Here is a 13550-nt window from a genome sequence, read left to right on the forward strand (position 1 = left end):
CCCGAAGTGGTCGCCACCTCGGGAGGCCGCACATCCTGCCCCTTCGCCGTGTCTGTGTCTTGTTGATCTCGTATCACCGGTCACCGCCCGGAAGATGGTGGCATGACCGGGCGGTAGAGGGGGCCATCAGGGTGCATTGCCCGCGTTGTCGGTGGTGTGGTGCAGGATGGACCGGGTGAGTGCTGAGGAGCTTCCGGAGTACGCGGAACGGGTGCTGGAAGTCGCCGAGCTGATCCCGGCCGGCCGGGTGATGACGTACGGAGACGTCGCCGAATGGCTCGGCGAGGGCGGCCCGCGCCAGGTCGGGCGCGTCATGGCGCTCTACGGCGGCGCGGTGCCGTGGTGGCGGGTGGTGCGGGCCGACGGGCAGCTCCTGCCGGGCCACGAGCTGCGGGCTCTCGGCCACTATCGCGAGGAGGGCACCCCGCTGCGCGAGGCCACGCGCCACGCCGAGGGCCATCTGCCGCGGCTCGACATGCGGCGGGCGCGCTGGGACGGGGGCGATGGGTCCGGCGGCGGTGGCCCCGGCGGCGCGAGTGCGATGGCTCACAGGTGACAGCTTCGGCCATGCGGCGGCACGGCGGACAGGGTGGGCATCGTGGGCACGGCCGTACGGAGTACGCGTAACGTCGTCCCGCACAGCGTGCTCCCCGCACCCACCCAGCATCCTCAGCACCAGCACACCCACCAGGACCGGCGATCCACGTGAGCTCCTCCTCGATTACCACCGGGCGTACGTCATCTCGCGGGCGGACCCCGGGCGCGTACCGACTGGTGCGTACCCCGCCGGCTCCCGTGAACCCCCCTCTCCTGGACGCATCGCAGCGCGCCGTGGTTGACCATCCCGGCGGACCGCTCCTCGTCCTCGCCGGCCCGGGCACCGGCAAGACGACGACACTGGTGGAGGCGGTCGCCGCCCGGATCGCCCAAGGCACCGACCCCGAGCGGATCCTGGTCCTCACCTTCAGCCGCAAGGCGGCCGTGGAACTGCGCGACCGGATGGCGGCACGGATCGGCGGGGTGCGAGCCCCCCAGGCGACCACTTTCCACTCCTTCTGCTACGCCCTGATCCGCGCCCACCAGGACGCCGATCTCTTCTCGGAGCCGCTGCGCCTGCTGTCCGGTCCGGAACAGGACCTGGCCGTACGCGAACTGCTGGCGGGCCAGCTCGACCTGGAGCGCGAGGGCCTGGCCCGTATCCACTGGCCCGACGATCTACGGGCCTGCCTGACCACGCGCGGCTTCGCCGACGAGGTCCGGGCCGTGCTCGCCCGCTCCCGGGAACTCGGCCTCGGCCCGCGAGCCCTGGCGGACTTCGCCGCGCGCACCGGGCGGCGTGACTGGTCGGCGGCGGCCGAGTTCCTCGCCGAGTACCTGGACGTGCTCGACATGCAGGGCGTGCTGGACTACGCGGAACTCGTGCACCGGGCGGTGCTCCTGGCCGGTTCGGCGACCCTGCCCGGCTACGACGCGGTGTTCGTGGACGAGTACCAGGACACCGACCCGGCGCAGGTCCGGCTGCTGCGGGCGCTCGCGGGCGGCGGGCGGACGCTGTACGCGTTCGGCGACCCGGACCAGTCGATCTACGCGTTCCGGGGCGCGGACGTCAACGGGATCCTGAACTTCCCCGACACCTTCCGCCGCGTCGACGGCACCCCCGCGCCGGTCGCCGTCCTCACCACCTCGCGCCGCTCGGGCGCGGCCCTGCTGTCCGCCACCCGCCTGCTGACCACCCGGATGCCGCTGCCGCGCCTGCCGGCGGACAAGGCGCGGGCGCACCGGGACCTGGCCGCGGTGCGGGGCGGCGGCCGGGTCGAGACGTACACCTTCCCGACCCCCTCCACGGAGGTCGACAACATCGCGGACATCATGCGGCGCGCCCACCTGGAGGAGGGCGTCCCCTGGAACGACATGGCGGTCCTCGTCCGCGCGGGCGGCCGCACCATCCCCACCCTCCGCCGCGCCCTGACCTCCGCGGGCGTGCCGGTCGAGGTCGACGGCAACGACGTCCCGCTGCGCCACGAACCGGCGGTGGCCCCGCTGCTGACCGCCTTGCGAGCCGCCGCGACCCCGGCCCCGGGGGCACCCGCGCCCGGAGGCCCGACGGCGCCGTCCGAGGAGCGTGCCGATGAGCCGGGCGAGCCGGGGGCGGTGTCCGTTGAGCCGGACTCGTCGGGGGCGGTTCCCGTGACTGACGTGTCGGGGGCCGTTCGGGAGGAGCGTGCCGATGTGCCGAGCGGGCCGGCGGCGGTGGCCGCCGAGCCGGACCTGTCGGGAGCCGTTCCGGGGGCGGACTCGTCGGGGGCCGTTCGGGAGGAGCGGGACGACGACGTGTCGGAGGAGAGCGGGGCGTGGCTCGACACCGAGACGGCGATCAGCCTGCTCACCTCGCCCCTCGGCGGCATGGACGCCGCCGATCTGCGCCGCCTCGGGCGCGCCCTGCGGGACGAGGAGCGGGCCGGGGGCAACAAGGTCCCGCCGCCGTCCGACGTGCTGCTCGCCCGCGCCCTCGCCGAGCCCGAGCGTCTCGTGGCGCACGACCCCTCCTACGCGCGCGGCGCCCAGCGCCTCGGTGACCTTCTGCGCCGCACCCGCGAGCTGCTCGCCGGTGGCGGCACCGCGGAGGAGGCCCTCTGGCTCCTCTGGAGCGGTACGCCCTGGCCCGCCCGTCTCCAGCGCGCCGCGCTCCGGGGCGGCGCGGCCGGCCGCAACGCCGACCGCGACCTCGACGCCGTGTGCGCCCTTTTCGACACCGCCGCGCGCGCCGAGGAGCGCACCGGTGGCCGGGGCGCGCTGAACTTCCTCGAAGAGCTCGACGCCCAGGACATCGCCGCCGACACCCTCTCCAAGCGCCCCGTACGGCCCGATGCCGTGCGCCTGATGACCGCTCACCGCTCCAAGGGCCTCGAATGGGGCCTGGTCGTCGTGGCCGGCGTACAGGAAGGCCTCTGGCCCGACCTGCGCCGCCGCGGCTCCCTCCTGGAGGCCGACCGCATCGGCCGCGACGGCATCGCCGAGCCGCTCACCCCCGGCGCCCTCCTCGCCGAGGAACGCCGGCTCTTCTACGTGGCCGCCACCCGCGCCCGCGACCGGCTCGTCGTGACCGCCGTCAAGGCGCCCGCCGACGACGGCGACCAGCCCTCCCGTTTCCTCACCGAACTCGGGGTCGAGCCGAAGGACGTCACCGGCCGCCCCCGCCGCCCCCTCGCCGTGGCCGCGCTGGTCGCCGAGCTGCGCGCCACCACCGTCGACCCCGAAGCGACCCCCGCCCTGCGCGACGCCGCCGCCCGCCGCCTGGCCCGGCTCGCCGCGCTCACCGACGACGAGGGTCAGCCGCTCGTCCCGGCCGCCCACCCCTACCGCTGGTGGGGCCTGTACGAGCCGACCCACGCGACCGTCCCCCTCCGCGACCGCGACCGCCCCGTCGCGCTCTCCGGCAGCGCCCTGGACCAGCTCGCGAACACCTGCGCCCTCCAGTGGTTCCTGGGCCGCGAGGTCAAGGCCGACGCCCCAGCGACCGCCGCCCAGGGCTTCGGCAACGTCGTCCACGTCCTGGCCGACGAGGTGGCCTCCGGGCGCACCCCGGCCGACCTCGCCGTCCTCATGGAGCGCCTCGACTCCGTCTGGGACGCGCTCGCCTTCGACGCCCCCTGGAAATCCGCCCAGGAGAAGGAGCACGCGCGCGTGGCGCTGGAAAGGTTCCTGCGCTGGCACGTCATGGACCGCGGCGGCCGCACCCCCGCCGCCACCGAGCACGACTTCGACGTCACCCTGGAGGCGGGGGAGTACGAGGTACGGATCCGGGGCTCCATGGACCGGGTGGAGGCCGACGAGCACGGCCGGGCCTACGTCGTCGACTTCAAGACCGGCAAATCGGCCCCCACCAAGGACGAGGTCGCCCACCACCCCCAGCTCGCCGTGTACCAGCTCGCCGTCCGCGAGGGTGCCGTCGACGAGGTCTTCGACGGCCGCCGCCCCGAACCCGGTGGCGCCGAGCTGGTCCAGTTGCGCCAGGCCGCGCCCAAGAAGGAGGGCGGCGAGTCGCTGCCCAAGGTGCAGGCCCAGGAATCGCTCAGTGGTGAGTGGGTCGGTGACCTGCTCGCGACCGCCGCCGGACGCGTACTGGACGAACGGTTCACCCCGTCCACCGGCAAGCACTGCGACCACTGCGCGTTCCGCGCCTCCTGCAGCGCCCGTCCCGAGGGCCGCCACATCGTGGAGTGAGGACTGTCAGTGGGGCCGGTTAGCCTCATTGACCGTGACCACTCGCCTCACCGACCCCGAGCAGCTCAAGGAGCTTCTCGGCATCCCGTTCACCCCGGAGCAGACGGCCTGCATCACCGCGCCGCCCGCCCCGCAGGTCATCGTGGCCGGAGCCGGCTCCGGCAAGACGACGGTGATGGCCGCCCGGGTGGTCTGGCTGGTCGGCACGGGCCAGGTCGCCCCCGAGCAGGTCCTCGGCCTGACGTTCACCAACAAGGCGGCCGGTGAGCTCGCCGAGCGCGTCCGCAAGGCGCTCGTCCGCGCCGGGGTGACCGACCCCGACGTCATCGACCCGGACGACCCGCCGGGCGAGCCGCGCATCTCCACGTACCACGCCTTCGCCGGCCAGCTCCTCACCGATCACGGACTGCGCATCGGCCTGGAGCCCACCGCCCGGCTCCTCGCCGACGCCACCCGCTACCAGCTCGCCGCGCGCGTGCTGCGCGAGGCGCCCGGCCCGTACCCCGCCCTGACCAAGTCCTTCCCCACCCTCGTCAGCGACCTGCTCGCCCTCGACGCCGAGCTCGCCGAACACCTCGTACGCCCCACCGACCTCCTCCGTCACGACGCGGAGCTCCTCACCGCCCTCGACGGCGCCCGCCTCACCAACGCCGACCTGCGCAAGGTCCCCGAGGCCGCCGCCGCCCGCCGCGAGCTCACCGACCTGGTCATCCGCTACCGCGTGGCCAAGCGCGAGCGTGACCTGCTCGACTTCGGCGACCAGATCGCCCTCTCCGCGGAGCTGGCGCTCACCCGCCCCGAAGTGGGGGCCATCCTCCGCGACGAGTTCCGGGTCGTGCTCCTGGACGAGTACCAGGACACCTCCGTCGCCCAGCGGCTGCTGTTGTCCGGGCTGTTCGGCGGAGGCACCGGGCACCCGGTCACCGCCGTGGGCGACCCCTGCCAGGCGATCTACGGCTGGCGCGGCGCGTCCGTCGCCAACCTGGACGACTTCCCCGAGCACTTCCCGTACGAGGACGGCACCCCCGCCACCCGCTTCTCGCTCAGCGAGAACCGCCGCAGCGGCGGCCGCCTCCTGGACCTCGCCAATGGGCTCGCCGAGCCGCTGCGCGCCATGCACGCGGGCGTGGAGGCGCTGCGCCCGGCACCCGGCGCCGAGCGCGACGGCACGGTCAGGATCGCCCTGCTGCCCACCCAGGCGGAGGAGATCGCCTGGCTGGCCGACTCCATCGCCCACCTCGTGCGCACCGGCAAGGAGCCCGGTGACATCGCCGTCCTGTGCCGCACGGCGACCGACTTCCCCGAGATCCAGGCCGCCCTGGTGGCCCGGGACGTCCCCGTCGAGGTCGTGGGCCTCTCCGGGCTGCTGCACCTGCCGGAGGTCGCCGACCTGGTGGCGGTCTGCGAGGTCCTCCAGGACCCGGGCGCCAACGCCTCGCTCGTACGGCTGCTCACCGGGCCCCGGTGGCGGATCGGCGCCCGTGACCTGGCGCTGCTGGGCCGCCGTGCCCGGCTCCTCGTCCACCGCTCGCGGGACGACGCCGACGCGGACCCCGACGAGCGGCTGGCGGCGGCGGTCGAGGGCGTGGACCCGGCCGAGGTGGTGTCGCTCGCCGACGCCCTGGACACCTTCCTCGAACCGGCCGGTGAGGACGACGGCCTGCCGTTCTCCGCCGAGGCGCGGGTGCGCTTCGCCCGCCTCGCCACCGAACTGCGCGACCTGCGCCGCTCCCTGGCCGACCCCCTGATGGACGTCCTGCACCGGATCCTGGCCGCCACCGGCCTGGAGGTCGAGCTGTCCGCGTCCCCGCACGCCCTGGCGGCCCGCCGCCGCGAGACCCTCTCGAACTTCCTCGACATAGCGGCCGGCTTCGCCTCCCTCGACGGCGAGGCGACCCTGCTGGCCTTCCTCGGCTTCCTCCGTACGGCCGCCCAGTACGAGAAGGGCCTGGACAACGCCCTGCCGGGCGGTGAGAACACCGTCAAGGTCCTCACCGCCCACAAGTCCAAGGGCCTGGAGTGGGACGTGGTCGCCGTCCCGGGCCTGGTCACCTCCCAGTTCCCCAGCACCAGGTCCCGCGAGTCCTGGACGTCCCAGCCCCAGGTCCTCCCGCACGCCCTGCGCGGTGACGCCCCGACCCTGCCGACGATCGAGGACTGGGACGCCAGGTCGCTGAAATCCTTCAAGGACGCCATGAAGGACCACCAGCACACCGAGGAGCTCCGCCTCGGGTACGTGACCTTCACCCGCCCCCGCACCCTCCTCCTGGGATCGGCCCACTGGTGGGGCCCTTCCCAGAAGCGCCCCCGCGGCCCGTCCCCGTTCCTGGACGCGCTGTACGACCACTGCGCGGCGGGCTTCGGCGAGATCGAGGCCTGGGCGGACGAACCGGCCGAGGACGCCGAGAACCCCATGCTGCGGGAGTCCACGGCCGACCACGCCTGGCCGCTCCCCCTGGACCCCACCTCACTGGCCCACCGCCGCGCGGCCGCCGACAAGGTCATGGAGTACCTGGACTCCCCTCCGGAGCCCGGGCCCCCCGCCTTCGCCGAGCCCGACCCGCCGGACCCCGACCACCGGAGCCTCGCCCATCCCGAGGCAGTCCCGTACCCCGACCTCGCCGAGCTCCCCGGTCACCCCGACCCCGACGAGCCATGGGAGGACGAGCCATGGCCCGACGACCTCGCGGACTGGGACGACTGGGCGACCGGGACCCCGGGCGGGCCGGAGACCGCCGGCGCCCCCGCCGCCCCGCACCCGAACGTGCCGGCACCCCGGCACGGTGAAGCCGACTCCACCGGCTCCGGCGACTTCACCGGCACCGACGACCTCACCGAGACCGGCGACTTCACCGACACGGACGAAGCCGCCGCCCCCCGCCACGGAACCGACCGCGAAGCCGCCCCCCGCCACGGCCGAGCCGACGCCCGGCAAGGGCACGGCGGAACCCGCCCGGGGGAGCGGCGCCTCACGCCCGAGGAGGCTCGCACCATCGCGTCCTGGGACCGCGACCTCGACGCGCTCACCGGCGAGCTCCTCCGCGCCCGCGCCACCACCCGGGACGTCCTCCTCCCGACGTCCCTGTCCGCCTCCCAGCTGCTGCGCCTGGCCGCCGATCCCGACGGTTTCGCACAGGAGCTGGCCCGCCCCATGCCCCGCCCGCCGCAGCCCGCCGCACGGCGCGGGACGAGGTTCCACGCGTGGGTGGAGGCCCGGTTCGAGGAGCTGCCCCTGCCGATGCTGGGGCCGGACGAGCTCCCCGGCGGGGAGGTGTACGCCGACGAGCCGGAGATCGCCGACGAGCGGGACCTGGCCGCGCTCAAGGAAGCCTTCGAGAACACCGCGTACGCCCACCGCACCCCCCACCGCGTCGAGGCGCCCTTCCAGCTCGCCCTTGCCGGCCGGGTGATTCGCGGCCGCATCGACGCCGTGTACCACGACCGCGAAAGCGGTACGTACGAGATCGTCGACTGGAAGACCAACCGCTCCCGCACCGCCGACCCGCTCCAGCTCGCGGTCTACCGGCTCGCCTGGGCCGAGCAGCACGACCTGCCGCTCGACGCGGTCACGGCCGCCTTCGTCTACGTGCGCACGGGTGAGGTCGTCCGCCCCGACGACCTGCCCGGACGTGACGGGATCGAGCGCATCCTGCTCCGTGGGACGGCCGACGGCGCCACCCCCGATGCCGGATAGGCTCAAGGGCATGAGCGACACCCCGGACAGCGCCGTCCAGACAGTACGTACGTACATAGAGCAGCACCGCGCCGCCTTCCTCGACGACCTCGTCGAGTGGCTGCGCATTCCGTCCGTGTCGGCGCAGCCCGCGCACGCCCCGGACGTACGGCGCAGTGCCGAGTGGCTGGCGGCGAAGCTCAAGGAGACCGGCTTCCCGGTCGCCGAGGTGTGGGAGACCGAGGGAGCCCCCGCGGTCTTCGCCGAGTGGCCCTCCGGCGAGGAGGACGCCCCCACCGTCCTGGTGTACGGGCACCACGACGTACAGCCCGCCGCCCGTGAGGACGGCTGGGACACCGACCCCTTCGAGCCGGTGATCCGCGGAAACCGGCTCCACGCGCGCGGTGCCGCCGACGACAAGGGCCAGGTCTTCTTCCACACCCTGGGTGTGCGCGCCCACCTCGCGCTGACCGGCCGTACCGCCCCGGCCGTCAACCTCAAGCTGCTCGTCGAGGGTGAGGAGGAGTCCGGCTCCCCGCACTTCCGGGCGCTCGTGGAGCGGCACAGCGACCGCCTGGCCGCCGACGCCGTGGTCGTCTCGGACACCGGTATGTGGTCGGAGACCACGCCCACCGTGTGCACGGGCCTGCGGGGCGTGGCCGACTGCGAGATCGACCTGTACGGCCCCGATCAGGACATCCACTCCGGTGCCTTCGGCGGCGCCGTCCCGAACCCGGCCACGGTCGCGGCCCGGCTGGTGGCCGCGCTGCACGACGAGAACGAGCGGGTGACGATCCCCGGGTTCTACGACGGTGTCACGGAGCTGACCGACGCCGAGCGCGCGCTGATCGCGGAGCTGCCCTTCGACGAGGCCTCCTGGCTGGCCAACGCCACCTCCCACGGGACGCTCGGCGAGGCCGGTTACTCCACCCTGGAGCGCGTGTGGGCCCGCCCGACCGCCGAGGTCAACGGCATCGGCGGCGGATACCAGGGCCCCGGCGGCAAGACGATCATCCCCGCGTCCGCCCATCTGAAGCTGTCGTTCCGCCTGGTCTCCGGCCAGGACCCGTACGTGATCGAGGCGGCCGTACGCGACTGGGTCGCCGCCCGCGTCCCCGCCGGCATCCGCCACAAGATCACCTTCGGTGCGCCGACGCGCGCCTGCCTGACGCCCCTCGACCACCCGGCCCTCCAGTCGGTCGTACGGTCGATGAGCCGGGCCTTCGACGGCGCGAAGATCCGTTTCACGCGTGAGGGCGGCTCCGGACCCGCCGCCGATCTCCAGGACGTACTGGCCGCGCCGGTGCTGTTCCTGGGCATCTCCGTGCCGTCCGACGGCTGGCACGCACCGAACGAGAAAGTCGAGCTGGACCTGCTGCTCAAGGGCGTGGAGACAGCCGCCCACCTGTGGGGCGACCTGTCCGGCGCGCTCCGCTGAGCCGCACCCCGCCCGCGGGAAACGCAGCTGAACAGAGACCCAGGAGAACCCATCCACCGGGGGAGTTGGAAGCACCAGTGAGCACCATCAGTAACGAGGCCGGGCACCGGCCCATCGGCCTCACCGCTCCGAGCGGTATCGACCGCGCGGCCCACCACCGTCTCGACGAGGCGTGGCTGGCCGCGGCGTGGAGCCACCCGACGACCCGCGTCTTCGTGGTGTCCGGCGGCCAGGTCCTCATCGACGACACCCCCGACGGCCGCACCGAACTGGTCATGACCCCCGCCTTCGAGGCGCCCGTCACCGAGACCCACCGCTACTTCCTGGGCACGGACACCGACGGCGTCCGCTACTTCGCGCTGCAGAAGGACTCCCTGCCGGGCCGCATGGACCAGTCCGCGCGGCCGGCCGGTCTGCGCGAGGCCGGGCTGCTGCTGTCCCCGCGCGACGCGGGGCTGATGGTGCACGCGGTGGCGCTGGAGAACTGGCAGCGGCTGCACCGGTTCTGCTCGCGCTGCGGCGAGCGCACGGTGATCGCGGCGGCCGGCCACATCCGCCGCTGCCCGGCCTGCGGCGCCGAGCACTACCCGCGTACCGACCCGGCGGTGATCATGCTGGTGACGGACGAGGAGGACCGGGCGCTGCTGGGCCGGCAGGTCCACTGGCCGGAGGGCCGCTTCTCCACGCTGGCGGGCTTCGTGGAGCCGGGCGAGTCGATCGAGCAGTCGGTGGCCCGGGAGGTCTTCGAGGAGGCCGGGGTGACGATCGGCGAGGTGGAGTACGTCGCCAGCCAGCCGTGGCCCTTCCCGTCGAGCCTGATGCTGGGCTTCATGGCGCGGGCCACGTCGTCCGAGATCAATGTGGACGGCGACGAGATCGAGGAGGCCCGCTGGTTCTCCCGGGAAGAGCTGCGGGCCGCGTTCGAGTCCGGCGAGGTCCTTCCCCCCTACGGAATCTCGATCGCGGCCCGTCTGACCGAGCTCTGGTACGGCAAGCCGCTGCCCAAGCCCGGGAACGTGGCGTAGCGCCGGTCGGCGCTCAGGCGCCGATCTTCTGCTTCACCTGGGCCAGCGAGGGGTTCGTCAGCGTCGTCCCGTCCGCGAAGAGCACGGTCGGGACGGTCTGGTTGCCTCCGTTGGCCTTCTCGACGAACGCGGCCGACTCGGGGTCCTGCTCGATGTTGATCTCGGTGTACGCGATGCCCTCGCGGTCCATCTGGCTCTTCAGCCGCCGGCAGTAGCCGCACCACGTCGTGCTGTACATCGTCAGGTTGCCCTGCATCGTCTGCGCTCCTCGTCGGTCACGTCGGGGGTGGTGCCTTCCTCGTGGCACCAGGAGGCAGAACGTATACGTCCGCGCCACCATTCCCGATAAGTAGGACTGCCGGCCGGGCCCTGTGGACAACCGTCCCGTGCGCATCCGTCGACCTGGCAGCATGGCAGGGTGACAGCAGCAACGCACTCCACTCTCTTCCCGCAGGTACCGGGTGGGAGCCAGTTCATGGCCCCGCCGCAGGACGCCGACGCGGTGCTCGACGGGCTGGACCCCGAGCAGCGCGAGGTGGCGACCGCCCTGCACGGTCCGGTGTGCGTGCTGGCGGGCGCCGGCACGGGCAAGACTCGCGCGATCACCCACCGCATCGCGTACGGCGTCCGCGCGGGCATACTCCAGCCCAGCAGTGTGCTGGCCGTCACCTTCACCAACCGTGCCGCCGGTGAGATGCGCGGCCGGCTCCGGCAGCTCGGCGCGGCCGGTGTCCAGGCGCGCACCTTCCACTCGGCCGCCCTCCGCCAGCTCCAGTACTTCTGGCCGAAAGCAGTCGGTGGTGACATGCCCCGGCTGCTGGAGCGCAAGGTCCAGCTCGTCGCCGAGGCAGGGGCCCGCTGCCGTATCCGGCTCGACCGCAATGAGCTGCGGGATGTCACGGGCGAGATCGAGTGGGCCAAGGTCACCCAGACCGTCCCCGCCGACTACCCGGCCGCCGTCGCCAAGGCCCAGCGCGACGCTCCGCGCGATCCTGCTGAGATTGGCCAGATCTATGCCATGTACGAGCAGCTGAAGCGGGACCGGGGAGTCATCGACTTCGAGGACGTCCTGCTGCTGACCGTCGGGATCCTCCAGGACCGGCACGACATCGCCGACCAGATCCGCCGCCAGTACCAGCACTTCGTGGTGGACGAGTACCAGGACGTCTCACCGCTCCAGCAGCGCCTCCTCGACCTGTGGCTCGGCGACCGCGACAGCCTGTGCGTGGTGGGCGACGCCAGCCAGACGATCTACTCCTTCACCGGCGCCACCCCCGACCACCTGCTGAACTTCCGCACCCGGCACCCGAACGCCACCGTGGTCAAGCTGGTCCGCGACTACCGCTCGACCCCCCAGGTCGTCCACCTGGCCAACGGGCTGCTCGCCCAGGCCCGTGGCAGGGCCGCCGAACACCGCCTGGAGCTGATCTCCCAGCGCGACCCGGGCCCCGAGCCCGTCCACACCGAGTACGCCGACGAGCCCGCCGAGGCCGAGGGCACCGCCCGCCGTATCCGCGACCTGATCGCCGCGGGCGTCCCGGCCGGCGAGATCGCCGTGCTCTACCGGATCAACGCCCAGTCGGAGATCTACGAGCAGGCCCTCGCCGACGCGGGCGTGCCCTACCAGCTTCGGGGCGCCGAGCGCTTCTTCGAGCGCGCCGAGGTCCGCGAGGCGGGTGTCGCCCTGCGCGGCGCGGCCCGGGCCGGGGGCAACGACTCCCTGCTCGACGACGCGGAGGACCTGCCCTCGCAGGTGCGGGCCGTACTGTCCACCAAGGGCTGGACCACCGAACCGCCGACCGGTTCCGGGGCGGTCCGCGACCGCTGGGAGTCCCTCGCCGCACTGGTCCGGCTCGCCGAGGACTTCGCCCGCGCGCAGCCCGGGGCCACCCTCGGTGACCTCGTGGCGGAGCTCGACGAGCGGGCCGCCGCCCAGCACGCCCCCACCGTCCAGGGCGTCACCCTCGCCTCGCTGCACTCGGCGAAGGGCCTGGAGTGGGACGCGGTGTTCCTGGTCGGCCTCACCGAGGGCATGATGCCGATCACCTACGCCAAGACCGACGAGCAGGTCGAGGAGGAACGCCGCCTGCTGTACGTGGGCGTCACCCGCGCCCGGCTCCACCTCTCGCTGTCCTGGGCGCTCGCCCGTTCCCCCGGCGGCCGCGCCTCGCGCCGCCCGACCCGGTTCCTTACCGGGCTGCGCCCCGGCTCCACCCCGCCGGGTGCGCGGACCAGGGCCGGGGGCGCCGGGGTCGAGCGGGGCGTGGGCGGGCCTGCGGCGACCACCCGGCGCGGGCGCCGCGGGCCCGTGCGGTGCCGGGTGTGCGGCGCCACGCTCACCGACGCGGGTGAGATGAAGCTGATGCGCTGCGAGGACTGCCCGTCCGACATGGACGAGGCGCTGTACGAGCGGCTGCGGGAGTGGCGCTCCGAGCAGGCCAAGCAGCTCGGGCAGCCCCCGTACTGCGTCTTCACCGACAAGACCCTGATGGCGATCGCCGAGTCCGTTCCCGCCACGGACGGCGAGCTGGCCCGTATCTCCGGTGTCGGCGTCCGCAAGCTCGACCGCTTCGGAGCCGATGTCCTCGCCATCTGCGCAGGTCAAGTCCCTGACGAGGGGCGCGGCGAGGACTGATCCAAACTCGTCGGAAAAATAGTTTGCGCACGCCCCGTCAAGCCCCATAGGTTCTTAACCACGGAAACAGCGGCTTCTCCGAAGCCCTGTCTTCGTGCTGTACTTATCCGAATACGCGCGGGACCGGCTCCGTCCGATCCCCCCGAGACGCCGAGAGGAGGCGATTCCAGTGATCAGCATCAACAGCAGCTCCGTCAGCACCACCGCCAAAATGACCGATCGCGTGGTCGTCTCCGCCTGCTCGCTCGGCCTCTCCGGTTCGGCGCTCCTTGGCACCGGTATGCCCGGCTTCGCAGCCGTGCGTCCTGCCACCCTCCTGGCGGCTCTGCCCGTCCGGGAGCGCAGTGAGCGACCGACCAAGGCACTGGAAGCAGGAGTAGCAGCAGGCAAGGCCCAGGCCTATGCCTTTGCGGCGACCGGTGCCGAAACCAAGACGCAGACGCAGCACCACCACTCGATGTGGGCCTTCCGTGGGCTCGAACCCTGGAGTGATCCAGCCTGATCCAGGATCAGGCCGGCGCCTTCAGGGCCGCGGAACCCCACCCGGGATCCGCG

8 protein-coding genes are annotated in these 13550 nt (G+C 73.3%); 7 read left to right on the plus strand and 1 reads right to left on the minus strand.

Annotation, left to right across the window (positions count from 1 at the left end; all coding sequences use genetic code 11):
- Nucleotides 1-166 precede the first annotated feature (166 nt).
- The 5 genes from ACZ6C1_RS00625 (at nucleotide 167) to nudC (ending at nucleotide 10360) form a co-directional block, all read left to right on the plus strand.
- Nucleotides 167-556 carry an MGMT family protein gene (locus ACZ6C1_RS00625; RefSeq protein WP_469236425.1) on the plus strand — a complete coding sequence of 130 codons (390 nt, stop codon included), beginning with the start codon at nucleotides 167-169 and terminating at the stop codon, nucleotides 554-556.
- Nucleotides 557-705: 149 nt separating this feature from the next.
- Nucleotides 706-4224: an ATP-dependent helicase gene (locus tag ACZ6C1_RS00630; protein WP_469236426.1), complete on the plus strand. Its 3519-nt coding sequence runs from the start codon at nucleotides 706-708 to the stop codon at nucleotides 4222-4224.
- A 34-nt stretch (nucleotides 4225-4258) separates the two neighbouring features.
- Entirely contained in the window at nucleotides 4259-7918 is a 3660-nt protein-coding gene (locus ACZ6C1_RS00635) for an ATP-dependent helicase (RefSeq protein WP_469236427.1), read from the plus strand.
- 10 nt (nucleotides 7919-7928) lie between these two features.
- Nucleotides 7929-9335, plus strand: a complete 1407-nt coding sequence (locus ACZ6C1_RS00640) for a dipeptidase (protein ID WP_469236428.1) — start codon at nucleotides 7929-7931, stop codon at nucleotides 9333-9335.
- 77 nt (nucleotides 9336-9412) lie between these two features.
- Nucleotides 9413-10360: an NAD(+) diphosphatase gene (gene nudC, locus ACZ6C1_RS00645; protein WP_469236429.1), complete on the plus strand. Its 948-nt coding sequence runs from the start codon at nucleotides 9413-9415 to the stop codon at nucleotides 10358-10360.
- A gap of 13 nt (nucleotides 10361-10373) precedes the next feature.
- Here the strand turns inward: nudC and ACZ6C1_RS00650 are convergent, their stop codons facing one another.
- Entirely contained in the window at nucleotides 10374-10616 is a 243-nt protein-coding gene (locus ACZ6C1_RS00650; RefSeq protein ID WP_392272176.1) for a mycoredoxin, read from the minus strand.
- A gap of 162 nt (nucleotides 10617-10778) precedes the next feature.
- Here ACZ6C1_RS00650 and ACZ6C1_RS00655 point away from each other — a divergent pair, with 162 nt between their 5' ends.
- The gene (locus ACZ6C1_RS00655; RefSeq protein ID WP_469236430.1) at nucleotides 10779-12995 is read left to right on the plus strand and encodes an ATP-dependent DNA helicase UvrD2; all 2217 of its coding nucleotides are present in this window, start codon (nucleotides 10779-10781) and stop codon (nucleotides 12993-12995) included.
- Nucleotides 12996-13164: 169 nt separating this feature from the next.
- Entirely contained in the window at nucleotides 13165-13497 is a 333-nt protein-coding gene (locus ACZ6C1_RS00660; protein WP_469236431.1) for a hypothetical protein, read from the plus strand.
- Nucleotides 13498-13550 lie beyond the last annotated feature (53 nt).

Source organism: Streptomyces sp. NPDC041796 (assembly GCF_055590785.1).

Coding starts and splice junctions, on each gene's coding strand:
- ACZ6C1_RS00625 (WP_469236425.1), top strand. CDS start 167: ATGGACCGGGTGAGTGCTGAGGAGCTTCCGGAGTACGCGGAACGGGTG.
- ACZ6C1_RS00640 (WP_469236428.1), top strand. CDS start 7,929: ATGAGCGACACCCCGGACAGCGCCGTCCAGACAGTACGTACGTACATA.
- ACZ6C1_RS00650 (WP_392272176.1), bottom strand. CDS start 10,616: ATGCAGGGCAACCTGACGATGTACAGCACGACGTGGTGCGGCTACTGC.